Consider the following 25,503-nt stretch of genomic DNA (forward strand, 5'->3'; position numbering starts at 1 on the left):
CATGGCCCGCCTTGTTTCTCTTCCAGGAAAGGAATCAGTGAAGAACTGCAAATCCGCCGGTCCAGGAAATCTTCTTTCCTGCTGCCAGGGAAATCTGCAGGAATCCCAGCGCTTCCATTTCACGAGCCCGCTTCAGGGAGCCTGCATCCATGACAGAAAGTCCGCTTCCTTCCAGGGCCTGAGCCAGTTTCTTCTTAGCATCTGCAGAGTCAGAAGCTGCCAGTACCACCGTCGGTTCCTTCTCTCCCACCTTTCCTGCCGCGAGCACGCCGGCGAAGGTGGTATTGAAGGCCTTGACCACCAGTGCTTCCGGTACTTTTTTCTGAATTTCAGCGGCTGCCGAGGAATCTGCCGGCACCACCAGACCGTCGAAGGTAGCAAAATTCACGGGATTGGTAATATCCACCACCACTTTGCCTGCCAGTTCCTCTTTATGGGCAGAAAGGATGCTGTCCACTGCGCCGTAGGGAACGGCCAGTACCACCATGTCTCCCAGGGCTCCTTTGAAATCGCGGCCTCCGTAGGTGACCTTCTGTCCTGCTTTTTCAAAATTGCCGCCAATGGCCTTTCCCATATTGCCTTTGCCAAAAATTGTGATTTCCATTTGAATTCCTTCTTTCTATCAATGAAGAATGATTCTGTTCATCCTGTATAAAATATGTAACTTCTTGTGTTACATTTAATATAACAGACTTCCTTACATCTGTCAATCACTATATCGAAATTTTTTCATATTTATTTTTTGCAGGCAAAAAGGGCTGTGAAAAAATAGTTGCCATTTTTTCACAGCCCCTTTGAGCCATTTTATTATTTTTCCTTCGGAACCATATCTTCCGCCCGAAGGGTGCCTTTCTTCCGCCGGTCTGCAAATTCAGCGGTAGCAGTGAAGAGGACATCACTGGAGCTGTTCAGCGCCGTTTCGCAGGCATCTTCCAGTACGGAAATAATAAATCCTACTGCCACCACCTGCATGGAAATATCGTTGCCAATGCCGAAGGAAGCGCAGGCCACCGGGATGAGGAGGAGGGATCCCCCTGCCACACCGGAGGTGCCGCAGGCGCCGATGGAGGAAACGATGCAGAGCAGGAAGGCTGTAGGCAGGTCGATGGCAAGGCCCAGTGTATGGGCAGCTGCCAGAGCCAGCACGGAAATGGTAATGGAGGCGCCGGCCATGTTGATGGTGGCCCCCAGAGGAATGGAAATGGTGTAGGTATCGGGATTGAGTCCCAGCCTTTTGCAGAGAGACAGATTCACCGGAATATTGGCTGCAGAAGATCTGGTAAAGAAGGCATACACGCCGCTGTCCTTCACCGTGGCCCACACCAGGGGATAGGGATTCTTACGGGTCTTCAGATACACAATGAAAGGATTCATAACAAAAGCCACCAGGCCATAGGAAACGATGAGCACTCCCAGAAGCTGGGCATACCCCAGGAGGGCGGAAAGGCCGGCGGTTCCCACGGAATCGGCTACCAGTCCCATGATACCCAGGGGTGCAAAGTGAATGACCCAGCTTACCATTTTCGTAATGGCGCCGGCCAGATCATTGAGGCAGTTTCTTGTCGCTTCACCGGCCGTGCTGCGAAGGGCAATGCCAAGAATCACCGCCCAGGCCAGGATACCGATGTAGTTGGCATGCATAAGGGCCGATACGGGATTATCTACCACGCTCAGAATGAGGGAATGAAGGACTTCCACAATGCCGCTGGGCGGTGCCAGCTTCGCATCCGGTGCCACCGTCAAATTCAGGGTCGTAGGGAAAAGGAACGACATCCCCACCCCTACCAGGGATGCGCAGAAGGTGGCAATCATGTAAAGCTCGATAATCGGCTGAATGCTGTTTTCTGCATTCTCCTTCTTCTGGGCCATGGCATTCATCACAAGGAAGAACACCAGAATCGGCGCTACCCCTTTCAGGGCCTTCACGAACAAATCGCCGAAAATCTTCACCACCGGAATCACCGGCTGGAAAAACAGGGCTATCACGATACCAATCACAAGACCTATGGCGATCTGCTTAATCAGCGCCACGCCGGTCACCCATTTTTTTATTGTTGTAAGCAAAATAAACCTCCTCTATCCCAATAACATAAAACTTCTGTCCTTCCCGCAGACAGAAGGAGCAGCCCTGCTGCCCACAAAAAAGAAAGAACCCCCCTGGACAGGCATTCTTTCCTTGAACTTTTATAGTATACAGCACCGGCCCGTATCTTGCAATCAGTTTATTTTTGAATGATATTTTGGCATAGCTATGCAGGAGATGAAACAGAATTTAAAGATGCCACTTCCACTTGGATGTCTCTTCAAAATGCCAATAAAAAAACTCCCCGAAGGGAGTCTTTTTATTTCCTTATTCCTCATCTTCCGGAAGTTCTGCGTTGGTGTACACTTCCTGTACATCATCCAGGTCTTCCAGTTCAGCGGTCAGGTGAGCCATGGTCTGGGCTGCATCGCCTTCCAGCTTTACATAGTTATCAGGCACCATAGCCACTTCGGAGGCCTCTACCGGAATGCCTTCTTTTTCAAGGGCATCGGATACGGTGAGGAATTCTTCCGGAGTGGTGGAGATTTCATAGCTGTCTTCATTGGAGGATACATCTTCCGCACCGGCATCAAGGGCAACCATCATGACCGTGTCTTCATCAGCTGCATCCTTGCTCACAATGATGGAGCCTTTTTTCTTGAACATCCAGGATACGCATCCCGGGGTGCCTACGGAACCGCCGTGATGGGTGAAAGCATGACGGATATCTGCTGCCGCCCTGTTTCGGTTGTCGGTGTTGCATTCGACAATGACTGCTGCACCGCCGGGGCCATAGCCTTCATAGGTCACTTCATCGAAGCCTGCACCGCTGGCAGCGCCTACGCCTTTGGCGATAGCTCTCTGAATGTTTTCCTTAGGCACATTGTTCTGCTTTGCCTTGGTAAGGGCCAGCTTCAGACGCATGTTGCCTACAGGATCACCGCCGCCCATGCGGGCTGCAATGGTGATTTCTTTGGAAATTTTCGTGGTAATTCTAGCGCGGATGGCATCGGTTTTGCCTTTTTTACGCTTAATGTTTTCCCACTTGGAATGTCCGGACATAGTAAATTATTCCTCCTTTTTATTCCACCAGGGTTCGCCCAGAAGGCGGTCGAGGATAATGGCCACGGCGCTTCTCACACAGAGGTGATTGTAAGTGCCGGCGCCATAAATCGGTTCCACAATATAATCAAATTTTTTCATCATTTCCTTGGTCATGCCAAAGCCTGTACCGAAGAGAATGAAGATGGGAGTATCCTCGTCGTGGATTTTCCTTCGCATGGCTGCGTAGGAGATAGTATTAGGATACACCCTGGCGTCGGTGGTGACAATAGCCGGTTTTCTGCCGGTTTCTTTTTCAATCCATGAAATCGCATCTTCCAGTGTGGGAACCAGTTCGGTTTCTTCAAAGGCTTCCTTGCGATTGGCATTGTAGTGTACGCCGCCGCCGGTTTTCCAGTGATTCATAATGCGAAGGGCCATTTCACGCTGTGCTTCCACAGGATGCACGATGAAATATTTCTTCACGTCGTAGGTTTTTGCCGTTCTGGCAATGTCATGGAGGTCGTAGTTGGTCAGTGCCGTGGTGACGACTTCCATGTGCTTGTTGTAAATAGGATAGTGGATGAGACCTATGTATACAGGTGCCATAGTCACTCCTCCTTTTCTTCCCTGAGGAAATGCTGATTAAATCAGTGTCTGCTTTTATCTTATGAAAGCAAACTCTATGAATGAATCAGTTCTTCCTTAATTTCCGCCATGAGTTTTCTGTCTTCTTTGGAGAGCTCCTGCCCTTCCAGAAGGTCCGGGCGGTATGCCATGGTGCGGCGGAGGGCTTCTTTCCTTCTCCACCGGGCGATGTTGGCATGGTGGCCGGACAGAAGAACATCCGGTACTTTCCATCCGTTGTATTCCGCCGGTTTGGTGTACTGGGGATATTCCAGGATGGGCTCGTAGAAGGAATCCGTGGCCGCGCTGCCTGCATCTCCCAGGACACCGGGCACCATGCGGGCTACTGCATCGCTGATAACCATGGCTCCCAGTTCGCCGCCGGTAAGCACGTAGTCACCGATAGAAATGAGTTCATCTGCCAGATGTTCCTCTACCCGGTGGTCCACGCCTTCATAATGACCGCAGATGAGCACCAGGTGGTCGTAGTCCCGCTGAAGTTCCTTGGCTTTGTCCTGGTTAAAGGTCTTTCCTGCCGGTGACAGGAAGATGACCCGGTCCCGGGGGCCTTTTTCGGGGAGCACATGATGGCAGGCATCAAAAAGCGGCTGGCACATCATCAGCATGCCTGCCCCGCCGCCGTAAATGGTGTCGTCCACCTGTCTGTGGCGGCTTTTGGTAAAGTCTCTGGGATTGGTCACAGCCATTTCTATAAGTCCCGCTTCCAGGGCCCGTTTGATCATGCTCTGGTGAAAGAATGCTTCCACGAATTCCGGAAACAGGGATAATATATCAATTTTCAAGTTGACAGCCTCACAGCGGCTTTCCGCCGCCTGCCTCTTTCCGATAAGGAAGGGGCAGCCGGCACACAGGGTTAAACTATTCCCACTCCGGCAGGCGCACCGTCATACGTCCTGCCTCGACATCAATGGAGAGAACGCATGACGGTATGGCCGGAATCAGGATTTCCTTTCCTTCCGGTGTGCTGATGGAGTACACATTGTTGGCTCCGGTTTCTATGATTTCCTTCACAGTCCCCACAGCCTTTCCGTCTTCCGTCACTACCTGAAGCCCTATGAGCTGGAAGTAGTAGTAGGACCCTTCTTCCCTTTGAGGGAGTTCCGAGAAAGGAACTTCCACCACTTTGGAAATCAGGGTTTCTGCCATGTTCCTGTCATCCACCCCTTCCACATGAAGGATGTACACATTCTTGTGGGGACGGGCGGAAAGGAGATGGCAGGGTTTCCCTCCGATATAGATGGTTTTGAGCTTTTTAAAAATCTCCGGCCTGTCCGTATCGGGAAGAATACGCAAATCACCCCGCACACCATGCGGGGCTACGATTCGGCCGACGATTATCATTTCATCGGGTTTCATATCAGTTGCGGAAAGCGATGATCTTTCCATCTTCCACCAGGATCTCGCCGCCAATTAAGGCGTTCATGTCATCCCCCACCTGGACGGTGACGATCCGGTTCATGGGCTGACGGTTCAGTTCAGCACCGATAGCCAGCTTTTCCAGGTGTTCCTTGTCAGCATTCAGCTTATCCTTCACCTGCTGCATACGGGCTTTCTGGGCTTCGTACTGAGCGCGGAGAGGAGCGACGGCCTGAATGTTGATTTTGGCCTGTTCAGCCAGTTTGCCATTCGCTTCGAATTCAAGCTGAGCCATATCGTGTTCGACACGGCTGATATTCTGCCCGATTTCATTGAGCAGCGTGGTCTTTAATGTCTCGGTGAGCTTGGATTTCACAGCTACCGGAACAAGAATCTGCATTTCTTCCATTAAGGCACCTCTCAAATAATATCCACAGCTACCTTGCGGTTTTCACGCAGGGCACCTGCTCTGACAACGGTGCGGATTGCATTGGCAATGCGGCCTTTTCTGCCGATGACCTTGCCCATGTCTTCCGGGGCAACATGGACCTGATAAATCTCCAGGCTGCCCTTTTCGACTACGGTAATGGAGACGGCATCAGGGTTCTTTACCAGAGCCTTGACAAGTGTTTCCACTAATTCTTTCATACGCGGCCCCCATTATTTCTTTGCTTCTGCAAACTTAGCAAGGATGCCATTCTTTCTGAGAATAGAACGAACGGTGTCGGTCGGCTGTGCGCCTTTTCCAAGCCAGGAAAGAACCTTTTCTTCATCAATCTTTACCGGAGCGTCCAGTTTTGCAGGGTCGTACCAGCCGATGGTATCAGCAGGAGCGCCGTTTCTTGCTTCTCTGGAGTCGATAACTACGATACGGTAGAAAGGATTCTTCTTAGCACCCATACGGGTCAAACGAATTTTTAACATGAAATTCACCTCCTTGAATTGGTCTCGATTATTTATGGAACATCCCGGGGAAACCGGACAGATTTCCCAACTTGGATGGATTCATCTTCTTACCCCTCATCTTCTTCATGGTCTTCTGCATTTCAGCAAACTGCTTCATCATGCGGTTCACATCCTGAATCTTTACGCCGGCGCCGTTGGCAATGCGCTTCCGGCGGCTGCCGTTCAGGATTTTCACATTGGCCCTTTCTGCAGGGGTCATGGAGAGGATGATTGCCTCAATATGCTTGACTTCCTTACCGTCCAGGTCGATGTCCTTCAGCTGATCCTTGAACTTGCCCATACCCGGGAGCATGCCCAGGATGGACTGGAAGGAGCCAAGCTTTCTCACCTGTTTCAGCTGCCGCAGGAAATCATCCAGGGTAAATTCGCCCTTTCGAATCTTTCCTGCCGCATCCTTCAGGGATTCGGCATCCATATTTCTCTGGGCTGTTTCAATCAATGTTTCCAAGTCGCCCAGATCCAGAATACGGCCGGCCATGCGGTCCGGATGGAAATCTTCCAGCCCGCCGTCCAGTTTTTCGGAAACGCCAATCATTTTGATGGGCTTACCGGTGACAGTCTTGATGGAAAGAGCTGCACCGCCTCTGGCATCGCCGTCCATCTTTGTCAGGATGGTCCCGTCGATGCCAAGGTTTTCATCAAAAGCCTTGGCTGTAGTCACTGCATCCTGGCCGGTCATGGAGTCCAGTACCAGCAGGATTTCCTGGGGATGCACCTCAGCCTTGATATTCCGAAGCTCCGCCATGAGCTTCTCATCAATGGTCAGACGGCCGGCAGTATCCAGAATGACGATATCCCGGTTATAGGATCTGGCCGTATCCACGGCGTAGGACGCAATGTGTACAGGATCCACATTCGGCGGCATCCGGTACACCGGTACATCGGTCTGCTGCCCCAGCACTTCCAGCTGCTTGATAGCGGCAGGACGGTACACGTCGCAGGCTGCCAGAAGCGGCCGGTGTCCTTTTTTCTTAAACATAAGCGCCAGCTTGCCGGCGGTGGTCGTCTTACCGGCCCCCTGGAGACCTACCAGCATGATCACCGTCATGCCGGTGGATGAAAGGGTAATCTTGCTCTGGGTGCCGCCCAAAAGTTCCGTAAGCTCATCCCGCACGATCTTAATGACCGTCTGGTCCGGCTTCAGACTGCCGAAGACCTCTTCCCCCATGGCTTTTTCACGAACATGGGCGATGAAATCCTTAGCCACCTTGAAATTGACATCTGCTTCCAGAAGAGCCCTTCTGACCTCCCGGAGAGCGCCGTCAATATCACTTTCAGAAAGCTTGCCTTTCCCCCGCAGATCTTTAAATGCAGACTGCAGCTTATCTCCTAAACTTTCAAATGGCATAAGGTCACCTCAATCCCATAAACAGTCAATCAGTACACGAGCTCTGGTATGATACTGATCCGGAATCAATTCCATGAGCTCCCTGGCCGCCCTCTCCTTATCCCCTCTCATGGAAACAAGATGAAGAGCGGACTCATAAGTCATAAGCTGTTCCTCCCCGTGGCGCATGGCATCATGCACCGCCTGCCGGGAAATATGAAAATGCTCCGCAATCTCCGCCAGCGTCAGATTCTCATTATAGTATAAGTCAAGACAATCCCGCTGGCGGTCTGTAAGGAGGGCCCCGTACTTATCCAGAAGCTCTCCTTTTTCTACAATATTTTCTATCGACATAGTATCACCACAACGTGAACCATTATACAGGAAGAAAGGAGACTTGTCAAGGAAATCTGCTTTACATAAGGTGGGGCGCCCTGCGCCCCACGGGTTCAGAGGGTTCAAAGGGGAAGGTTGACAGCCCCTGCGGGGCTGCGGGTTCTTAAGGTTCGTAAGTTTGACGGGCCTGCGGCCCGAAGGTTGTGGTGTCGCCCTTACGGGCGATGAGTATGAAGTCAGCGTTACGAGCTTACCTTACTGTGTCATATGGCTTAATAAGCATTCTGCGGATTGGCTCACTGCGTTCACCACCAAAGGGGGAAACTGCGGAATGGTACATGAAATATATGACTCTCTGTTTTTCCTCTCCATACTTCTCGTTTCCCCTTGAGGTGGCAAGGGAACTGGATTCATAGGGGAGAGAAGCGACCCGCGAATCCAGTGACACGCTTCCCTGTGGGTGAACGCCTCGAAGAGGCAAAGGGTGTACAAGGCAGAGCACCGATTTGACACCCCATCGCTATCCTGACCGCCAATCGGCGGCCTGTGTCATTTTTGTTTCTTACCCTTGGACACGCCTTCGGTGTGAGGGTTCAGAGGGTTCAGAGAGTGGTGGATTGCCCTTACGGCGCACAGCGAACACATTGTGCACTATGCGAACTGGATTTGTAAGGGAGCATCAGCGACCCGAAAATCCAGTGAGTCAGTGACAGCAGTGGATGCACTAGCGAACTGGATTTGTAGGGGAGCATCAGCGACCCGAAAATCCAGTGAGTCAGTGACAGCAGTGGATGCACTAGCGAACTGGATTTGTAAGGGAGCATCAGCGACCTGAAAATCCAGTGAGTCAGTGACAACAGAGGGTGAAGGAGCGCTGGCGACGCGCAAAATGTAGTGAGTCGTTTCCCCTTTAGGGGGCGATGATTATAAAGTCAGCGTTACGGGACTTGCTTTTGTGTCTTCCGTGCTGCGTGACGAAAAGCCAAGGTCCCTTCCTTTGAAGGGCAGAAGCCCTGCAGCGGATTTCTGAGCCGGGCTAATATACGAGCATAGCCTGCACATAATGCGCACACCGTAATGCCTGGCCACAGGCGGCGGAAAGCCGGAAACCGACAGCCGGAAGCAGGAAGCCGGAAGCAGGAAGCCAACAGCCGGCCGCCTTCCAGCGTCTGACTATCTGACATCTGATTGTCTCAATACCTTTCCCATCTGCTTCCTATCCTTTATAATAAGTATATAAAATAAGAAAAGAGGTTATACCATGAAGAAACCTGTACTTGCCCTTACCCTCTGCGCCCTGATTTCCACGGGTTCCGTGTTTGCTGCCCAGCCGCCAAGAGATAATTTCTACTGGCTGGGGCAGATTAATAAAGCCTCCGATGTCATCAATACGGACGAAGGCCTTCTCACGCCTGAAGAGGGCCATGCCTTTGCCAAAGGCATCGACAAGGTCCTCCGGGATGGAAACCTGCCCGGTGCGGCAAGGCCCCATAATGTGATTACCTTTGAGCCCTATCTCATCAAAGCTGCAGGCCCCGATGTCACGAAAATCCATGCCGGCCGCTCTTCCCAGGACATGCTCACCACCGTAGGCATTATGGAACAGCGGGAACACCTTCTCACCATGGCGAAAAAGCTGAACCAGGTGCAGGAAGACTTCATCCGTCTGGCAGAAGAAAATAAGGATACCCTCATCCCCAACTACACCAATGGCGTAGCCGCCCAGCCCAACAGCCTGGCCCACTATTTCATCGCCTATGCCAACGCCTATGGCCGTGACATGCAGCGGGTGCGGGAATATTACAAACGCCTCAACCGCTCTCCCATGGGAAGCACCGTGCTGAACGGTACCGGCTGGCCACTGGACAGAGACCGCATGGCAGAATACCTTGGATTTGACGGTCTCGCCTACAACACCTACGATGCCGGCCAGATTTTTCCCCAGGAAGCGCCCATTGAAACCGGCGGCATCACCAACTGCATCGCCATCCACACCACCAGCTTCATCGAAGAAATCATGCAGCAGTACGCCCAGCCCCGCCCCTGGATCATATTGAAAGAAGGCGGCGGCAATACCTACGTATCCTCTGCCATGCCCCAGAAACGGAATCCGGGCCTTCTGAACAGCTGCCGCACCGACGCCTCCACCCTTCTCGGCATGTCTGTGGAAGCCATGTTCCGCTCCCATAATATTCCCGCCGGCATGGCTGACGGCCGCCTGAGCGGCGCCAGGGACATCATGCCCCAGGCCTCCAAAGTCCTCACCTCCATGGACAAAATTCTGAATAACCTGGTCATCGATCCTGCCCGTTCCCTGGAAGAGCTGAACCTGGACTGGACCTGTTCCCAGGAAATTGCCGATGAGCTCATGAAAAACCACGGCATCCCCTTCCGCATGGGCCATCACTTCGCCAGTGAAATCGTTACCTACGCCCGGGCCCATGATATCACTCCCCGGGACTTCACCTATGAAGACGCCAAGGCCATTTATACCAAAGTCTCCGTAAGTGACCCCAATCTCCCACGCAGCTTCCCCATGACAGAAGAAGAATGGAACCATGCCAAAGACCCTGCTTCCATTGTAAGAAACAGAAAAGTCAAAGGCGGCCCCCAGCCGGCAGAACTGGACAAAATGATCCAGATGGCCAAAGAGGAACTGTCCGACAACAGAGCCTGGACAGAAGAGACTGAAAAGAAACTGGCCTCTGCAGAGCAGAAACTGAACCAGGACTTCGATAAACTCCTGTGAGACTGCATGGAATAAAGCAAGAAACGCCCACCTGCGTGCTGCAGATGGACTTTTCCATTGCTTTTCTTTCAGCCCTATATCATTTACCTGCATAAAATGAACAGCTCCCAGTAATCTTCTTTCTTGTGATTCTGCCAATAGCCGTATGCCAAGGGGCTCTCTGGTCTGCCATCAGCTTTGCCTCATGAAGATCATTGAAAGCAAGTTTTCCTAAGAGGCCTGCCAGTTCCTTTATCGCCTAGGGGGCGTTATGTATACCTTTTTACCTGCTGCAAAAGCCCCCATCTGCTTACAGCAGAGAGGGGCTTTTATATTTCGCAGGATCCTGTGTGTTTTCTGTCACAGTCCGCAGGCGGACCATCCGCATTCTTCGCAGGTGCTGCAGTGGCCTTCTATGTGGATGTGGTGGGAATGGCATTTGGGGCATTCGGGGATGTTATCTACAGGTTTCATTGTTATTATGTTCGTTTCTTCCTGACTGTCCTCTTTTTTGCCTTCCGTTTTTCTTTCTTTTTCCATTTCCTTTTTATCTTCTTCTCCTACGCCCAGGATGTTGCCCCGGCGGCAGCCGTCACGGAAAACGGTGATGCCTTTACATCCGCTTTCCCAGGCAGAGATGTAGATCCGGTAGATGTCTTCCGGGGTGGCACTGTTTTTCAGGTTCACCGTGCTGGAGATGGAGTTGTCCACGTATTTCTGCATGGCAGCCTGCATGCGGACGCGGTTCATGAAAGGCACGTCGTGGCTTTCGATGACCCAGGGGAAGCGGGCCACGATTTCTTCGTCGGAAATAGTGAGGGGCAGGTGGTGGTATTCCAGAAGGTCTTTAATGCTGTGGGCATAGACTCTGAAATGACCGTGCACTTCTTCCATTTTATGGGTGGTCCGTTCGTAGGAAATCTTGTAGAGCGGTTCGCAGCCGCCGGAGAAGCTGCCCATGAGGAGGGAGATGGTGCCGGTGGGAGCAATGGCCAGAAGGGTGCCGTTCCGAAGGCCATGCTGGTGGATGTCCTCATAAAGCTCGGGATCCAGTTTTTTCACCATGTCCATGATCGGAGATTTCTTTGTGGCTTCCCAGCGGTAGTGGCCAAAGGTGCCTTTTTCCTTTGCCCTGTCGCAGGAAGAGCGGAGAGCGGTGAGGAGCATGGTTTTCATGACGCGGCCCATGAAGTCATTGGCTTCTTTGGTACCGTAGGTGAGTTTCATGGCAATGAGAGCGTCCGCCACGCCGAAGAGACCGAGGCCCAGAGAGCGCCAGTCGTCGATGCAGGTTCGGTTAGCGTCCAGGGGCTGCGCTTCATAGCCATAGTCCACAATTTCATCGAGGGCAGTGATACCGTCGTACACGGTCTTTTTGAACCGCTCTTCATTGAATACGGGGTGGGCGCTGAACTTGTCGTCAATCATGGTGTACAGGTTCACGCTGCCCAGGTTGCAGGCATTGTAGGCGTTGCCGCCGAATTCGCCGCAGGGGTTGGTGATTTCGATGTTGTATTCATCGTAGCCTGCAAGGAGGTGGTTCCGGTTCATCCGGTCGATGAAGATGGCGCCGGGGTCTCCCCAGTCCCACTGGGTTTCGCAGAATTCTTTGAAGAATTCCCGGGCTTTGATGGTTCTTTCGATGGTTTCCCCCGTGGCTTCCACGGTGAAATGGAGGTTGTATTCTTTGTCATCCCGCACGGCTTCCATGAATTCATCGGTGAAAAGGATGCTGATGTTCATGGAGGACAGCTTTTCCTCGTTCTGTTTGATGTGGAGGAATTCGTAAATGTCGGGATGGCTGCAGTTGAGGCCCACCATCATGGCGCCCCGCCGTCCGTTCTGGCTGATCACTTCACCGGTAACGTTGAAGATTTTCAGGAAGGAAACGGCACCGGTGGAGCTGCGGGCCACGTTCCTCACTTCACTTCCCTTGGGACGGAGGTTGGAAATATTGATGCCGATGCCGCCGCCATAGGAAAAAATGCGGGCGATTTCATAGTTGGCCCGGAAGATGGATTCCAGATTATCCTCCGGCGATGGCAGGATATAGCAGTTGGACATGGATACCTTGAATTTTCCTTTGGCCCCTGCCGCATAGAGAGTACGGCCTGCGGGGCAGAAGGAGGTGTCTTCCAGATAGCCTCTGACCCTCTTTTTCAGCTCCGGATCAAAGATGGAGCTCACCCGGTCCATAAATTCCTGAGGAGTTTTTTCTCCCTTATGATAATATTTTTCTTTCAGGATGCCCTGACTGATTGTATTGTCGTACCAGTGGTTCATAAGAATCCCTCGTTTCCGTAATTTTGATAAACCCATGGTAGCACATACTATGTATTGAGTCAAATACCATAAAGGCATACAATATATTGTATTTTACATGAGATATAGAAATATGGCGATATAGTGAGAATAAAGAAGGAAACAGCGGAAAAGGGGTATGAAGGCCTCTTTGAAACGCTGTCAGATGGTCAGATAATCAGACTTCAGACGCTCCCATGTCATTTCGACGATTGGAAGTGAAGTGGAGAAATATTACTGCTCTATGCTGCGTGGTTCCATTGCGGCAGGAGATTTCTCGGCTCAGAGCCTCAATAGAGCTGAAAATATTTGTCTCCATACTGACATGCAGCTCCGCTCGAAATGACAGTTACGGTGAGCCGCTCCCATGTCATTTCGACCGCAGCGAAGTGAAGTGGAGAAATCTCACTACTCTATGGCACGTGGCTGTTATGCCTCTTCCGCCTTCCTGTTCATCGGTATTTAAGGAAGCACTGATTAATTCATAGAGTTTTCTTTTATAAGAATTTTTATGCACTGTTTCGTCATGGGCTTCCTTAAATAGCTCGCTATTCGCGTCAGCCCATTCCTCACATTGCATAAAAATTCAAGAATAAAAGCAAACAATGATTTAATCAGCGCTTCCTTAACGACATAATTCCCACTAACATCAGGCACCGAGATTCTTCACTGCGTTCGGAATGACCGTCCCCGCAGGAAGGCTCCGCAGCGGCTGTCGTCTGTCCGTTTCCATGTCTAACTGTCTTTTTTCCCCCTCCACTGTCATTTTGGAATGTTTACTCTTAAATCTCAGGCAGCGCAAAAGAGACAGTGAAGAAATATCGTCATTTCTTCACTGTCTCTTTATTTCATCAAAGGATTTATATTTATTCTTCCTCTTCGTTTTCCGTATCACCGGAAAGAACGTCGATGGATGCGATGCGGTCGCCCTCTTCCAGTCTCTGGAGGATGACGCCCTGTCCTGCCTTGGCTTTTTTGCTGGTAATCTGGCTGGCCTTGGTCTTGATGGTGATGCCCTGTTCGGAAACCCCTACCAGTTCATCATTATCATCGGCAGCCACCAGAGCCACCACTTCGAAGCCTTTCTTAAAGTTGCGGACACCCATGCCGTTTCTTCCCTGGATGCGATAGGCATCGGCCTTGTTCCTCTTGGCGTTGCCGTCGGCGGAGATGGTGAAGATGTCTTTATCGGCAGCAATGACAGCGCCTACCACTTCATCTTCCACACCCTTCACTTCAGAGAGGCGGATGCCGTGGACACCGGCAGCGGCTCTGCCGAGAGACCTGACTTCGTTGTCATTGATGGAGAAGCGGATGGCCATGCCGAAGCGAGTGCCCAGGATGACATCTTCGTCACCTTTCACGCGGAGCACTGTCACCAGTTCGTCCCCTTCATTGAGGCGGATGGCGATGAGGCCGTTCTTGTTGATGTTCCTGTATTCCGCGATTTCCGTCTTCTTCACATAGCCCTTCTTAGTCACCATGAGGAGGTACTTCGTATCTTCTCCGGCAGCATCAATGTCCAGAAGTTCCGTCACCCTTTCTCCCTTGGAGAGGCTGGGAATGTAGTTGATGAGGGCGCTGCCTCTGGCTGTGCGGCCGGACTTGGGCAGGTCGATGGCGGTCTTCATGTACACTTTGCCGTAGTTGGTGAAGAAGAGGATGCGGTTATGGGTGGAGGTGTTCAGTATCTTCCATACATAGTCCTCGTCCTTCATCTTCATGCCGGATACGCCGCGGCCGCCCTTTCTCTGTACCCGGATGTCGGCGGAGTCCATGCGTTTGATGTAGTTCTGCTTGGTCAGGGTAATGGTCATAGGTTCGTCGGGCACCAGGTCGGTAATGGTGAATTCTTCCTGGGCATCGGTGATTTCCGTGCGCCGGTCATCGCCGAAGTTCTTCTTTTCGTCCTGCAGTTCTTCCTTTACCACGTTCATGATTTTGTCCCTGCTGGAGAGGAGGTCTTCCAGGTAAGCGATGGTTTCTTTCACGTCCTTGTAGTCAGCTTCCAGTTTGTCTCTTTCCAGTCCGGTCAGGCGGCGCAGGCGCATATCCAGAATGGCGGTGGACTGCTTGTCGGACAGGTCAAACTTGCTCATTAATGCATTCTTTGCAATCTCGTCGGTTCTGGATTCGCGGATGGTACGGATGACTTCATCAATATGATCCAGTGCAATGAGCAGACCTTCCAGGATATGGGCCTTGGCTTTGGCCTTATCCAGTTCGAAGCGGCTTCTCCGGGTAATCACTTCTTCCTGATGCTTCAGGTAGTAGTAGAGAATCTGCTTCAGGTTCAGAATGCGGGGATGGCCGTCCACCAGGGCCAGCATGATGGCGCCGAAATTAATCTGCATCTGGGTATGCTTGAAGAGGTTGTTCAGCATGATTTCCGGGCTTACGTCGGCACGGAGTTCAATAGCAATGCGCATGCCCGTGCGGTCTGATTCATCCCGAAGCATGGTGATGCCATCAAGCACCTTCTGCCGCTGCAGGTCTGCAATGGAAGAGATGAGTCGGGCTTTGTTCACCTGGTAAGGAAGTTCGGTTACCACGATACGATGCTTGCCCTTCTGCATATCTTCGATGGCCGTTTTGGCCCGGACGGTAATGGAACCGCGGCCGGTGCGGTAGGTATCTTCGATGCCTTTCCGGCCCAAGATAATGCCGGCTGTCGGGAAGTCAGGACCTTTGATGTATTTCATGAGTCCTTCGATGGAAATATCGGGATCGTCAATCATGGCGGAAAGGCCGTCCACCACTTCCGACAGGTTGTGGGGCGGAATATTCGTGGCCATACCTACGGCAATGCCGTAGGAGCCGTTCACCAGAAGGTTGGGGATACGGGAAGGAAGCACCACCGGTTCCTGCAGGGAACCGTCGTAGTTGGGCATGAAGTCCACAGTGTTCTTGTCAATATCCCGGAGCATTTCCAGGGTGATTTTGGACATACGCATTTCCGTATAACGCATAGCCGCCGGAGAGTCACCATCCACGGAGCCGAAGTTGCCGTGGCCGTCTACCAGGGGGTAGCGGGTAGAGAAATCCTGGGCCATGCGGACGGCCGATTCATATACCGCAGAATCGCCATGGGGATGAAATTTACCGAGTACATCGCCCACGATACGGGCCGATTTCTTGTAAGGCTTATTCGGAAGCATGCCGGCTTCACTCATGGCATAGAGAATGCGGCGGTGAACCGGTTTCAGACCATCCCGCACATCCGGCAGCGCACGGGTGACGATGACGGACATGGCATAGTCAATGTAGGAATTTTTCATCTGCCCTTCCAGAGGGGTATTGATGATTTTTCCTTCCTTCCATTCAATGGAATCCATAGGTCCTCCTTTGATGAGGCATAAAAATAAGGACTTCAGGAAGCCCTGTCAGTCCTTTGGGAACTTACTTTGCTTATGATTATTATACCATAAAATGGCTTCCAGGGCCATTTAAATGCGTTTACAGGCCCTTTTCCATTTTTATCACACGGATGGTGAAATCCGTTTAAGATGCTGGAAACCCTGTTTCAGCCATTTCAAGGAAATGAAAATTTCTCTCTTTTATTCATTCATATTTTTTTATATAATAAGGCATAGACTCTTTTTATCTGAAGGATGTGGAATCATGAAGAAATACCTGGCAGCCATTGTGATTGCCATCGTACTCCTGGCGGGCGGCGGCTTTTTCGCCTACGTCCATTTTCTCAGCGGCGGTCCCTGGCAGGGCACCTGGTGGGGCGTGCAGGACGCCGGCGTGAACTGGTCCGGCGACCATATACGGAACCTGGAAACCCTTACCTTTACAAAAAATGATGATAAAACCATTACGGTAGAGCATAAAGTGCAGCAGGGCAGCAAGGAAGTCAATGGTTCCCTGGCCGGTACAGGCACCGTAGACGGCGGCCGTCTGGTGATTACTCCCGACAAGGGCGGCAGGGAAATCGCCCTGTCCTACAATACCATGTCCAAAACCATTGAAACCCCTCTGACCAATGCAGATAAAACAGCGGTCACCCTCCAGGCCCTCACCCAGGACAACAATGATGAAATGGAGCAGATTCGGAGTGAAATCGTACAGATTTCCCAGAAACCGGAAAATAAGATCGACACCACCCTGTCCTCCTCCAAAAGCTGAATCCACAAAAAAGGCTTTGAAGAAATAGAAATCATTTCTTCAAAGCCTTTTTTATTTCCTATGGAACGTAATAATCACAAGCTCCCTGGGGCAGCTGAATCGGAAGGGGAACCAGCTGGCGTCGCCCCGGGACACGTAGCCCACATTCTTTCCATCACTGTAGAGCCCCCGGGTATAGGTGAAGGGCGTAATGATGGGCCTGCCGAAAAGGCCGAACTGGGTGCCGTGGGTATGGCCGGTCAGGGTGATGGCCGCTCCTTTCCGGAATCCTTCATCCAGGAACGCGGAATGATGAGCCAGAAGCACCACCGGTGCCCCCGTAGGAATACCGCGGAACGCTTCATCAGTCATGGAATCCATTTCTATCTCCATAGCCCTTCCCCGGGACCAGGGATAATCGACCCCGGCTACATAGAGGGACTCCCCGTCCCTTGTAATCGCATCATGGTCATTCACCAGAAGCTTCACCGGCGTCTTCAGAAGCTCCTTTTCAATATAATCCTTCCCCCGGTAATACTCATGATTTCCCCACACATAGTAAATGCCGTCAGGGAACACAGGATACTTCTCCTTCAGCGTATCGGCAGCCTCAGGCATATGGCGGATATCATCGATGAGATCTCCGGTAAAGAAAAGTACCTGTGCCCCTTCGCTCCTGGCCCGGTCAATCTCACCGGGAAGGTCGGTATACCGGAAATAGGGACCGATGTGGGTATCCGTCATCTGGGCTGCCTTGTATCCCTCAAAGGCAGGCGGAAGCCCTTCCACATAGACATCCAGATGCTCCACCTTCTCGCTGGTATTGCCGTCCACGGCGCCATACAGGCCTGTCCCGCACGCCAGAAGAAGGACACCGAGAGCCAGCCTGCGAGTACCCTTCAAAAGCCTCTGGGGCATGGACAGAAGGGACAGGATGAACAGGCAGGGAAGGGCAATGATTTCCGCCACCATGAGCCCGCAGGCCAGATATCCCACATAGAGGGACCAAAGTCCCAGTCCCTCATAGCCTCTGGCATACCAGAGGAAATAGGCGGCTGAAAGAAAAGAAATGAGCCAGCTTCCTGCCATGTAGAAATAAAACCGTTTCCTTCTGAAAATCACGGACAGAAAAGCACCGTTCAGAATTCCCAGCAGGGAAAAAATGGTCAGAATCATCCGTTCAAACAATGGTATCACTTCCTTTGGACCGCTTTGCGGCCCGGGTTCAAAAGGTTCAGAAGGCTCAGTGGGGAAGGTTGACGGCGCCTTCGGCCCCGAAGGTTCTAAAGGTTCTAAGGTTTCACGCAGCCTGCGGCTGCAAGGGTTGTGGTAGCGGCTGCGCCGCAATTATAGCCTGCGTTACGTGCCCTCTCCCCGCCCCTGCGGTCATACTGAGCGGAGCGAAGAATCTGGGTACCTGCCGTTAGTAATGCCAACTAGTTCACTAGTCCACCAGCCCACTAGCACACTAGTACACTAGTACACTATTTTCCCCACGAACGCCGCCAGCCTTGCATGGGGCCCGGCCAGGGGGATTTCCCTGTATTCTTCCGGCGAAAACCAGCGGTATTCCCCTTCCGGCACAGACCCTTCCCTGACAGGATAGGCCTTCATATGCCAGATGCGATGGGTGAAAACATGTTTATATTGCCAGAGGAAATCTTCTGCTTTTCCAGAGAGAAGCTGTTCCAGCCTTTTTTTGGCTTCCCCTTCCGTTTCTCCAAGGGCCATGGGAAATTCCCACATGGAAGCCAGCATGCCCCGGGCCGGCCTTTTGTGGAGAAGTACCTTTCCCTCCCTGATCCAGATGCCGCAGGCCGCCTGTTCTTCTTTTGGCGGCTTTTTCGGCGTGCGGAAAGGCAGTTCCTTTTCTTTTCCATTCCTAAAGGCTGCGCAGTCTTCCGCCAGAGGGCAGAGGCTGCAGCGGGGATTCTTCGGTATGCAGATATCCGCGCCCAGATCCATTAAAGCTTCATTGAAATCGCCGGCTCGATCCGGCAGGGTTTCCTTCACCAGAGCTTCGATTTTCTTCCTGCCCCGGCTCTTTAAAATATCCTCTTCCACCTGGTAGAGGCGGGCATAGACGCGGAGCACATTGCCGTCGATGGCACCCTCCCGCTTCCCATAGGCCATGGAAAGGATGGCACCGGCCGTATAGCTTCCGATGCCTGGCAGGGAAAGAATATCTTCCTTCCTGTCCGGAAGGCGGCCGCCATAGGTTTCTGCCATTTCCATGGCGGCTTTATGGATATTTCTGGCGCGGCTGTAGTAGCCAAGGCCCTGCCACTGGTGGAGCACCTCGCTTTCCTTAGCTCTGGCCAGGGCGGAAATATTGGGAAACCGCTCCATCCAGCTGTTGAAATAGGGCTTCACTGCTTCCGTCCGGGTCTGCTGCAGCATGATTTCAGAAATCCATACATGGTAGGGATTCCGGGGTTTATCTTCCCGCCAGGGAAGGTCCCTTTTGTGGCCGTCAAACCAGGCAAGGAGCCTTTCCTGCCAGTTTCCCTCCCCTTTCTTTTCCTCCATCATGTCATCTCCTGGAAATCATAATCAAAAACCGTTTCCCCGTCTTCTGCAAAACAAATAGTGCCCCGGATTCTCTTTCCCGAAAGAATCATGGGAAGCCATACCTTATCGGCCATCCACATGTCTTCATAGGGGAAATCTTCCACCCGGAACCAGCGAGGTTCCATTTCATCAGACAAATGGGGACTTCCTTCCCATCCTCGGGCGAAGTATACAATGCCCCCATGGGACCATTCGGGATCCGAAGGCTGATGGAAATAAAGATCTGCTGCCATGATGAGCTTCTCCGGCGCCATGACCAGGCCGCATTCTTCAAAAAGCTCACGGCAGGCGCATTGGCGCATAGTCTCGCCGGGCTCTATTTTTCCGCCAAAACCGTTCCATTTCCCATATCCCATGCCCCGCCTTTTCCGTCCCAGGAGGATGGAGCCATCGTCCCGCACCGGATACACCAGGGACGTATCTCTCACTTTTTGATTCCCTCGTAGGTATCAAAATACAGTTCCCTGAACATTCTCTTGCCCGATTCCGTTTTATAAAGGCGGTGGTACAGTGCTTCGTTCTGCTTCAGCGGCGCACAGTCTTCATACTGGTTCACCAGCATATCCGCTTCTGCCAGGATCTGGGCATCGGGGCCGTCAATGCTGCCATAGGAATGATGATGGGCTACCAGCCAGCAGATACGGTCCACATCTTCCTTTTCAAATCCCAGCTCTTCCAGCATGGGACGGGCTTCATCAGGTCCCAGTTCCTGCTGGATCTGTCCATCGTTCCTGCCAAACCGTCTCTCTCCCTCATGGATACCGATATCATGCACATAGGCAGCTGCTTCCAGAAGGAAAAGGGTCTTTTCATCGAGCCCTTCCTCCCTGCCGATCTGGGCAGCAAAAGCGTGAACCTTCAGGAAATGGTGAATCCGCCGGGGATCCCCTTTGTCATAAGTAATCATGGCTTTGCATAAAGCCGTCAGTTTATCCATGGTGTATCTCCCTCTTTTGATAAACACATAGTATTCAAAAAGAAAAAAACGGCGCAGCCGCTGCTGCGTCGTTTTCCTTTACTCATTATTTTGAAAGTTTCTGGGCAACGGCAGAAGTTACATCTACACCGCCGTCTACGACAGCACCCTGTTCAAGGATGACATCCAGACCCTTTTCCTGGCGAACCTGCTGGATGGCTTTCATAATGTCGGAAAGGATAGGCTGCATGGCAGCTCTTTCTTTCTGGTCCATTTCTTTCTGCAGTTCCGTGGCAATCTGCTGTTTTTCCTGGTCAGTCTTGCCGGCACTGCGGCTCTTGAATGATGCTTCTGCCTTCTGGGCAGCGGTTCTCATGTCAAGCTGGGCTTTCTGCATTTTCGGATGAGCCTGCAGAAGAGCATTAGAATTTACATAGCCAATGCCTGCTGCGGAAGCAGAAAACATGGCGCCAAATGCGATCATACCAGCAGCTGCAGCTGCTACTGCTTTATTCATTTTCATAGTATCCTCCTAACTGCGCCCCCATTGTTCGGGAGACTCAAGGGAAGCGCCGATGTCATCATTTTTCAGATGAATCAGTGCTTACCAGGTAAGCATAGCTTAATTCTAATCAAAGAATCGACAGGTGTCAATGGCCTGTCCGGGATTTCTTGCAAATCCTCTATTACGGGTAAAACGGTTTATTTCCCCTTGGCTTCGATGGCCGCCGTTTCCGCTTCTTCCGCCATGGCCTCCTTGGCTTCCTTCAAAGCGGCCTCCCGCACTTCTTCCTTCTTTTCCTTCTTTTTGGTGAAATGGGAAATCACTTCCGGCACCATATTGATAACCTTGTCAATGGTTCCATTGGCAGTGGCATTCTTAATGGAGAAGAGCTCCACTCTTTCCCCCTTCATGATGAGCACCGCCGTAGGTGTCACCTTTCCGCCGCCGGCGCCGCCGGAAGTATTTCCGCCATGGGCGCCGCTGCCGAAGCCGAAGGAAATGTCCACAAAGGGAACGATGGTGGCATCTCCCAGATAGATGGGCTCTCCTACCACCGATTCTGTGGTAATCATTTTTTTGAAATCATCAAAAATCTGTTTTCTTACTTCATCATCCATTGTCATTTCCCCCTTGTCTGAAATGCCAGAATTCTCTTGCCGGTTTGGACAGGGCAAGTTTGATCAGTATATACAGCACATACAGCGGAATGAGCCTTCCCTCACTCTTTCCTGTCAGTGTACACTCTTTATCCACATAATTCCACCGGATTTCTTCTGCCGCCTTCGGCAGGAAGGCATAAACCATACCGCAAAGGACACCAGTGGGCATGGGGTCTCCCAGCCCAAGCCCCCCTTTGAACTCCAAGGTCTTGGGAAATCCATGGGCAATCAAAAGAGAGAGACTTTCCAGAAACCGCTCTGCCAGACCGTTTTCCAGGGCAAAGCAGATCTGGGAAAGATAGGAGGGCCCCTTTTTTTCTCCGGAATTTGAAATCTCTTCCTCTCGGAAGGACTTCTTTTCGGAAAAGGGAACCTCTTTCCTTTTTTCTTCTTTCCCCATCTCCAGAGGCGCTGCTTTTTCTATGGGATTTCCTTCTGCCGATGACTCTTCGCGGCCCTTCACCCTTGCCTCTAAGGCATCCAGGGCTGCATCCAGCTCTTCCAGGGCCTTTTCGGAGTCTTCCCCTTCTGCCGATGCCTCTTCATCATGGAGGGAAAAGGTCTTCCTTTTCGAAATCAGCCCCAAAAGGAGGGATATCCGGATTTCCAGTTTCCATTTTTCAAAGGAAAGGGAATAGGAAAAAGGAAGAACCAGAAGAAGGATCACCAGCCCCAGAAGGGCCAAAAGGATTTCTACGATCATCATGGCGCTCCATAGAGGCGACAGAGACCGTCAGCCGCCTCCTTGACCTCCTTCACCAAGTATGAGGGCGCCGTCACCTTCACCAGCGGCGCATGCTTCAGAGCCCAGGCCTTCATGGCAGATGCGGGAATAGTCACTTCCACCGTTACCAGATCCTGGCGGGCCGACACCAGATGGGCCGCCTTTCCGAAATCATCTACAATGTCACTCATGAGATGCCAGTCGGCCTCAAAGGTGCATGGCACCGGATCGCCTGTATACAAGCCGTGATAAGCGAAGAGCGAAGATAAGAGCTTTCCCCCCTGTGCCACGCTTTCCAGAGATGTCTGCAGCCGCACCGGCTCCTCAAGCACCGTCACCTGGGACATCATATCGGTCTTAAAAACAGAAATACCCTCGCTTCCATCCTCATTGCCCAGAAGGAAGTAGCGATCATCGGAAGCCACCAGGTGATAGGGACTCACCCGGTACAGCTTGTCTTCGCCGGACACTGTGTAGCCATGGTGCTTTTTTCCGTCCGCCTCATAATGGTCATAGTAAAAGGAAACCTGTTTCTTCTGGGACAGGGCCCGGGTCAGAAGGGCCAGCGCCTCTCCCGACTCTCCCGGCCGTCCCAGAGCAGGCAGGTTCTTTATATTTTCCTTTCCGTCGTCAAAAGTGCGGCTCTGGAGCCGTTTCAGCTTTTCCGACAGCTGCCGGACCTGCTGGGCAGGCAGATGGGAGAAATAGAGAAGGTCTATCAGTACTTTCAGATCATTCTGGGACAGTACATGGTCCCAGTACCAGTCCAGAGCGAGCGGTGCTTCCTTACCGTTCACCACCCGGGTCACCTCCCGGCACACCACAGGAAGCCCCGCTTCCTTCAGGCGGCTCAGGTTCCGGCCGATGGACTTGCGGCTCACCGTCATGGCATACTTCGTTTCCATAAAATCAAGGATTTCCTGCTGGGTCAGCGGATGGTCCCGGTCCGACTCCCGAAGGAGGACCTGCGCGATCCGCATAATGGACATCTTGCTTCCTCTGTCACTCTTCTCTCCTGCCATCCCAATCACCGCCCTCTGATTCTGCGAATAGCTTCATCACTGATCAGAGAAGAAATCACGGTGAGAAAGCGGATAAAGGGAGAATGGGCTATGGACTGCAGGGCGCGGTGTACCAGGAAGGCCACGGCCGTGCCGCCCAGAAGATCGCTGGGATAGTGCACCCCTGCAAAGAGTCTGGAAAAGGCCAGAATCATGGCCATGAAGGTCATCAGCCTGGACCCCTTCATGTGCATGGATAGAAGCTCCATCACCACCACCGCACCGTTCATGGTATGGTTGCTGGGGAAAGACGCATTGGCCTTATGGCCTGTAAAGTTCCATATCCGGTAATCCCGGGTAAACGGCCGTTTTCTGAACCATATTTTGCCAAGGGCAAAGGAAATCAGAGATGCCACGCATACGCCCAGGAACGAAAGAATGCAGCAGCGCCGCCGCACCTCCCGATCCTTCCCGGGAGTAAACCAGAGAAACAGGCCGTAAATCACAAATGCCCAATGCCCGTAGCGGGCAATCAGATCCATCATCAGGTCAAAGGGCCGCACCCTGCCGGCCAGCCCATTGATTTTTCTTACTATGTCTAAATCCGGATTCATGAAAAAGCACCTCTTTCCGGGAGAAGCCGCCGCCTCTGCCGCTTTCCTATGTTTTTAATTTTATCATAATCCCCACTGTTTGACAAAAAGGGCAGGCCCGGTTGTAAGTTCGGAAGGGATAGGTTGGCAGAGCTTTGCGTCAGGGTTTTACGGCCCCACCGGGCACAGTCATTCCAAACACCTCGAAGAATCCCGGTACGCATCGATGGAAACTCTAAGCCCCTACATACCAGCCGGCAGGAAAGCACTGCAGTCCATATCATAAGCGGCACAGACCAGACCGCCAGGCCGCCAGAAATCTCCTCCGGCCATAAGGCACCGCCCTCATGGTATAATGAATCCACAAGAAAGGACTACCATGAGAAAAGTACTGATTACCCTGGCCTTCATCCTGGCAGTGGCAGGCATTATCCTCTTAAACGCCCTTACCTTTTCCGGTCGATACGCCAGAATGATGGAGACCTCCATCACCGTCACCTCTGCGGACGACAGCTTTATAGGAAAGAAAATGAAAGAATTCTTTGCCCGGGAGGATCTGGAAGAAAAGCTGGCCCATGAAATGGAATCGCTTCCCCTTTTCCCTGATCATCCGGAATACCATGAAGAGCTGGCTAGTCTCATTGTCTCTCTGGGAAGGGAGGCCTCTTTGGAGCAGGTCCGCTGCCAGGGCCGCCGCTACTACGGCGGCTACCGCGTCTCACTCTCCCTGCCCAAAGAAGAATTTCAATTATGGAAAGACCGCTTTAAGGAAAATCTTCCGGAAGACAGGCTCTCATCCATCACCAACAGGGACAGCTCCCACATCCGCCTCCGCAAATTCACCGGCTGGGAGGAAAAATCGGAAGATGGTGACATTCCCTACGTACAGGGCAGTGCCAGCTTTCTCCTCACCGGGGGCGGCATGACCCAGCTGGTCTACATAACCGCTGTCATCATAGAAAAAGAAGAGGATGTTCTCCTTACCCTTTTCATTTCCGACCATAAACAGGATACCAGAGGCATTCCCTTTGGGAAAATGGCGGAGCTGCCCCCTGCAGGTGCAGAGGATTCATAGGGGAATGGATAACGGGCCCCAGGTTCTTAATACTCTCAGGTTTGAGAGTATTTGGGCCAGAGAGTTGCGGATTGCCCCCAGCGCGGCGATGATGTAAAGCCAGCGTCACGGGACTGGCCGATGACTCATCAGTGAAAAGCCGCCCGGCGAATAGCAAACATCGGATAGCGGACAACCGACAGCCGACAGCCGATAACGGCTATCCCTCCTATTTTCCATGAAAAAAAGAGCCTTTCCGGCTCTTTTTATTTTTCCTTATTTTCCTCTTTTTTCTTCATAGCCTCTTCCCTCTGCTTGTGGGCCCTGTCATAGGCACCGCTCCGTTTGAGGGCCATGGAAATGACCGCCACCACAGCACAGAGAAGGATGAAAAGGTTCACCGTAGTGACGCCTTCTCCGAAGCCGATACGGTAAATGGAGTAGAAGAGAACCACCACCAGAAGAAAATCCTGAAATTTTGAGAACATACTGCCTTCCTCCGCTTCCTAAAGACTTATCCTTACAATAGCGGAAAGGAGAGGCTTCGTCAAGTCCGTTTCTATTACAGCCCCTTCACTGTATCTGCAATTTCCGCAATCGAATACAGCGCCGCCCTGCCGCCAAGGCGGACCCGACTTCCTTCC

At 52.0% G+C, this 25,503-nt stretch carries 26 protein-coding genes; 3 read left to right on the forward strand and 23 right to left on the reverse strand.

Features of this window, described 5'->3' with window-relative positions:
- Nucleotides 1-34: 34 nt before the first annotated feature.
- The 11 genes from NW747_RS01560 to ylxM form a co-directional block, all read right to left on the reverse strand.
- Nucleotides 35-604, reverse strand: a complete 570-nt coding sequence (locus tag NW747_RS01560) for an NADPH-dependent F420 reductase (protein WP_273187725.1) — start codon at nucleotides 602-604, stop codon at nucleotides 35-37.
- A gap of 203 nt (nucleotides 605-807) precedes the next feature.
- Nucleotides 808-2,064: a serine/threonine transporter SstT gene (gene sstT / locus NW747_RS01565; RefSeq protein ID WP_273187727.1), complete on the reverse strand. Its 1,257-nt coding sequence runs from the start codon at nucleotides 2,062-2,064 to the stop codon at nucleotides 808-810.
- A gap of 286 nt (nucleotides 2,065-2,350) precedes the next feature.
- Nucleotides 2,351-3,085, reverse strand: coding sequence for a YebC/PmpR family DNA-binding transcriptional regulator (locus NW747_RS01570; protein ID WP_273095926.1), 735 nt, complete (start codon nucleotides 3,083-3,085; stop codon nucleotides 2,351-2,353).
- Nucleotides 3,086-3,091: 6 nt separating this feature from the next.
- Nucleotides 3,092-3,673: an RNA methyltransferase gene (locus tag NW747_RS01575; RefSeq protein WP_008859921.1), complete on the reverse strand. Its 582-nt coding sequence runs from the start codon at nucleotides 3,671-3,673 to the stop codon at nucleotides 3,092-3,094.
- Nucleotides 3,674-3,747: 74 nt separating this feature from the next.
- Complete coding sequence (trmD, locus tag NW747_RS01580) at nucleotides 3,748-4,494, reverse strand: tRNA (guanosine(37)-N1)-methyltransferase TrmD (protein WP_273187729.1); 747 nt, start codon at nucleotides 4,492-4,494, stop codon at nucleotides 3,748-3,750.
- Between the two features lie 76 nt (nucleotides 4,495-4,570).
- On the reverse strand, nucleotides 4,571-5,098 hold the full coding sequence (rimM, locus tag NW747_RS01585; protein WP_273187730.1) for a ribosome maturation factor RimM: 528 nt from the start codon (nucleotides 5,096-5,098) through the stop codon (nucleotides 4,571-4,573).
- Nucleotides 5,070-5,477, reverse strand: coding sequence for a YlqD family protein (locus NW747_RS01590; RefSeq protein ID WP_273187731.1), 408 nt, complete (start codon nucleotides 5,475-5,477; stop codon nucleotides 5,070-5,072). The genes rimM and NW747_RS01590 overlap by 29 nt, the downstream gene beginning before the upstream one ends.
- An 11-nt stretch (nucleotides 5,478-5,488) precedes the next feature.
- Complete coding sequence (locus NW747_RS01595) at nucleotides 5,489-5,716, reverse strand: KH domain-containing protein (RefSeq protein ID WP_273187733.1); 228 nt, start codon at nucleotides 5,714-5,716, stop codon at nucleotides 5,489-5,491.
- Between the two features lie 12 nt (nucleotides 5,717-5,728).
- Nucleotides 5,729-5,992 (reverse strand): 30S ribosomal protein S16, encoded by a 264-nt coding sequence (gene rpsP / locus NW747_RS01600; RefSeq protein ID WP_008859916.1) that lies wholly within the window; start codon nucleotides 5,990-5,992, stop codon nucleotides 5,729-5,731.
- A gap of 28 nt (nucleotides 5,993-6,020) precedes the next feature.
- Entirely contained in the window at nucleotides 6,021-7,382 is a 1,362-nt protein-coding gene (gene ffh / locus NW747_RS01605) for a signal recognition particle protein (protein ID WP_273187735.1), read from the reverse strand.
- Between the two features lie 9 nt (nucleotides 7,383-7,391).
- Entirely contained in the window at nucleotides 7,392-7,715 is a 324-nt protein-coding gene (gene ylxM, locus NW747_RS01610; protein ID WP_008859914.1) for a YlxM family DNA-binding protein, read from the reverse strand.
- A gap of 1,243 nt (nucleotides 7,716-8,958) precedes the next feature.
- Between ylxM and NW747_RS01615 the strand changes: the two genes are divergently transcribed.
- Nucleotides 8,959-10,446 (forward strand): lyase family protein, encoded by a 1,488-nt coding sequence (locus NW747_RS01615; protein WP_273187737.1) that lies wholly within the window; start codon nucleotides 8,959-8,961, stop codon nucleotides 10,444-10,446.
- 339 nt (nucleotides 10,447-10,785) lie between these two features.
- Here the strand turns inward: NW747_RS01615 and NW747_RS01620 are convergent, their stop codons facing one another.
- Both NW747_RS01620 and gyrA read right to left on the reverse strand, forming a co-directional pair.
- The gene (locus NW747_RS01620; RefSeq protein WP_273187739.1) at nucleotides 10,786-12,708 is read right to left on the reverse strand and encodes an adenosylcobalamin-dependent ribonucleoside-diphosphate reductase; all 1,923 of its coding nucleotides are present in this window, start codon (nucleotides 12,706-12,708) and stop codon (nucleotides 10,786-10,788) included.
- Nucleotides 12,709-13,592: 884 nt separating this feature from the next.
- On the reverse strand, nucleotides 13,593-16,061 hold the full coding sequence (gyrA, locus tag NW747_RS01625) for a DNA gyrase subunit A (protein WP_273187741.1): 2,469 nt from the start codon (nucleotides 16,059-16,061) through the stop codon (nucleotides 13,593-13,595).
- A 286-nt stretch (nucleotides 16,062-16,347) separates the two neighbouring features.
- Here gyrA and NW747_RS01630 point away from each other — a divergent pair, with 286 nt between their 5' ends.
- Nucleotides 16,348-16,857: a hypothetical protein gene (locus tag NW747_RS01630; protein ID WP_008859902.1), complete on the forward strand. Its 510-nt coding sequence runs from the start codon at nucleotides 16,348-16,350 to the stop codon at nucleotides 16,855-16,857.
- A 51-nt stretch (nucleotides 16,858-16,908) separates the two neighbouring features.
- Here NW747_RS01630 and NW747_RS01635 read toward each other — a convergent pair whose 3' ends face one another.
- The 9 genes from NW747_RS01635 to NW747_RS01675 form a co-directional block, all read right to left on the reverse strand.
- Entirely contained in the window at nucleotides 16,909-18,024 is a 1,116-nt protein-coding gene (locus NW747_RS01635; protein ID WP_273187742.1) for a metallophosphoesterase, read from the reverse strand.
- A 288-nt stretch (nucleotides 18,025-18,312) separates the two neighbouring features.
- Entirely contained in the window at nucleotides 18,313-19,368 is a 1,056-nt protein-coding gene (gene mutY, locus NW747_RS01640) for an A/G-specific adenine glycosylase (RefSeq protein ID WP_273187744.1), read from the reverse strand.
- Nucleotides 19,365-19,835 (reverse strand): 8-oxo-dGTP diphosphatase, encoded by a 471-nt coding sequence (locus tag NW747_RS01645; RefSeq protein WP_273187746.1) that lies wholly within the window; start codon nucleotides 19,833-19,835, stop codon nucleotides 19,365-19,367. Before NW747_RS01645 ends, mutY begins: the two co-directional genes overlap by 4 nt.
- Entirely contained in the window at nucleotides 19,832-20,344 is a 513-nt protein-coding gene (locus NW747_RS01650; protein WP_273187748.1) for an HD domain-containing protein, read from the reverse strand. The genes NW747_RS01645 and NW747_RS01650 overlap by 4 nt, the downstream gene beginning before the upstream one ends.
- Nucleotides 20,345-20,429: 85 nt before the next feature.
- A complete protein-coding gene (locus NW747_RS01655; protein ID WP_008859896.1) occupies nucleotides 20,430-20,846 on the reverse strand; it encodes an OmpH/Skp family outer membrane protein in 417 nt (138 codons plus the stop codon).
- 179 nt (nucleotides 20,847-21,025) lie between these two features.
- The gene (locus NW747_RS01660; RefSeq protein WP_008859895.1) at nucleotides 21,026-21,445 is read right to left on the reverse strand and encodes a GerW family sporulation protein; all 420 of its coding nucleotides are present in this window, start codon (nucleotides 21,443-21,445) and stop codon (nucleotides 21,026-21,028) included.
- A complete protein-coding gene (locus NW747_RS01665; RefSeq protein ID WP_273187750.1) occupies nucleotides 21,438-22,193 on the reverse strand; it encodes a hypothetical protein in 756 nt (251 codons plus the stop codon). Before NW747_RS01665 ends, NW747_RS01660 begins: the two co-directional genes overlap by 8 nt.
- Nucleotides 22,190-23,200 (reverse strand): helix-turn-helix transcriptional regulator, encoded by a 1,011-nt coding sequence (locus tag NW747_RS01670; RefSeq protein WP_273187752.1) that lies wholly within the window; start codon nucleotides 23,198-23,200, stop codon nucleotides 22,190-22,192. The genes NW747_RS01665 and NW747_RS01670 overlap by 4 nt, the downstream gene beginning before the upstream one ends.
- 38 nt (nucleotides 23,201-23,238) lie before the next feature.
- Nucleotides 23,239-23,826, reverse strand: a complete 588-nt coding sequence (locus tag NW747_RS01675) for a phosphatase PAP2 family protein (protein WP_273187754.1) — start codon at nucleotides 23,824-23,826, stop codon at nucleotides 23,239-23,241.
- A gap of 358 nt (nucleotides 23,827-24,184) precedes the next feature.
- On the opposite strand from NW747_RS01675, the gene NW747_RS01680 reads away from it, so the two are divergent.
- Nucleotides 24,185-24,880 carry a hypothetical protein gene (locus NW747_RS01680; RefSeq protein ID WP_273187755.1) on the forward strand — a complete coding sequence of 232 codons (696 nt, stop codon included), beginning with the start codon at nucleotides 24,185-24,187 and terminating at the stop codon, nucleotides 24,878-24,880.
- A 245-nt stretch (nucleotides 24,881-25,125) separates the two neighbouring features.
- On the opposite strand, the gene NW747_RS01685 is transcribed toward NW747_RS01680, so the two are convergent.
- On the reverse strand, nucleotides 25,126-25,347 hold the full coding sequence (locus NW747_RS01685; protein ID WP_273187757.1) for an RNA helicase: 222 nt from the start codon (nucleotides 25,345-25,347) through the stop codon (nucleotides 25,126-25,128).
- Nucleotides 25,348-25,503: the final 156 nt, after the last annotated feature.

The organism is Dialister succinatiphilus, from assembly GCF_928721695.1.
Lineage (GTDB): Bacteria > Bacillota > Negativicutes > Veillonellales > Dialisteraceae > Dialister > Dialister succinatiphilus.

Coding starts and splice junctions, on each gene's coding strand:
- NW747_RS01680 (WP_273187755.1), top strand. CDS start 24,185: ATGAGAAAAGTACTGATTACCCTGGCCTTCATCCTGGCAGTGGCAGGC.
- rimM (WP_273187730.1), bottom strand. CDS start 5,098: ATGGAAAGATCATCGCTTTCCGCAACTGATATGAAACCCGATGAAATG.
- NW747_RS01660 (WP_008859895.1), bottom strand. CDS start 21,445: ATGGATGATGAAGTAAGAAAACAGATTTTTGATGATTTCAAAAAAATG.
- NW747_RS01615 (WP_273187737.1), top strand. CDS start 8,959: ATGAAGAAACCTGTACTTGCCCTTACCCTCTGCGCCCTGATTTCCACG.
- NW747_RS01675 (WP_273187754.1), bottom strand. CDS start 23,826: ATGAATCCGGATTTAGACATAGTAAGAAAAATCAATGGGCTGGCCGGC.
- rpsP (WP_008859916.1), bottom strand. CDS start 5,992: ATGTTAAAAATTCGTTTGACCCGTATGGGTGCTAAGAAGAATCCTTTC.
- NW747_RS01650 (WP_273187748.1), bottom strand. CDS start 20,344: ATGGATAAACTGACGGCTTTATGCAAAGCCATGATTACTTATGACAAA.
- NW747_RS01575 (WP_008859921.1), bottom strand. CDS start 3,673: ATGGCACCTGTATACATAGGTCTCATCCACTATCCTATTTACAACAAG.
- NW747_RS01570 (WP_273095926.1), bottom strand. CDS start 3,085: ATGTCCGGACATTCCAAGTGGGAAAACATTAAGCGTAAAAAAGGCAAA.
- NW747_RS01590 (WP_273187731.1), bottom strand. CDS start 5,477: ATGGAAGAAATGCAGATTCTTGTTCCGGTAGCTGTGAAATCCAAGCTC.
- NW747_RS01560 (WP_273187725.1), bottom strand. CDS start 604: ATGGAAATCACAATTTTTGGCAAAGGCAATATGGGAAAGGCCATTGGC.
- NW747_RS01630 (WP_008859902.1), top strand. CDS start 16,348: ATGAAGAAATACCTGGCAGCCATTGTGATTGCCATCGTACTCCTGGCG.
- NW747_RS01655 (WP_008859896.1), bottom strand. CDS start 20,846: ATGAAAATGAATAAAGCAGTAGCAGCTGCAGCTGCTGGTATGATCGCA.
- NW747_RS01595 (WP_273187733.1), bottom strand. CDS start 5,716: ATGAAAGAATTAGTGGAAACACTTGTCAAGGCTCTGGTAAAGAACCCT.
- NW747_RS01620 (WP_273187739.1), bottom strand. CDS start 12,708: ATGAACCACTGGTACGACAATACAATCAGTCAGGGCATCCTGAAAGAA.
- ffh (WP_273187735.1), bottom strand. CDS start 7,382: ATGCCATTTGAAAGTTTAGGAGATAAGCTGCAGTCTGCATTTAAAGAT.
- NW747_RS01665 (WP_273187750.1), bottom strand. CDS start 22,193: ATGATGATCGTAGAAATCCTTTTGGCCCTTCTGGGGCTGGTGATCCTT.
- gyrA (WP_273187741.1), bottom strand. CDS start 16,061: ATGGATTCCATTGAATGGAAGGAAGGAAAAATCATCAATACCCCTCTG.
- mutY (WP_273187744.1), bottom strand. CDS start 19,368: ATGATGGAGGAAAAGAAAGGGGAGGGAAACTGGCAGGAAAGGCTCCTT.
- NW747_RS01685 (WP_273187757.1), bottom strand. CDS start 25,347: ATGTTCTCAAAATTTCAGGATTTTCTTCTGGTGGTGGTTCTCTTCTAC.
- ylxM (WP_008859914.1), bottom strand. CDS start 7,715: ATGTCGATAGAAAATATTGTAGAAAAAGGAGAGCTTCTGGATAAGTAC.
- NW747_RS01670 (WP_273187752.1), bottom strand. CDS start 23,200: ATGTCCATTATGCGGATCGCGCAGGTCCTCCTTCGGGAGTCGGACCGG.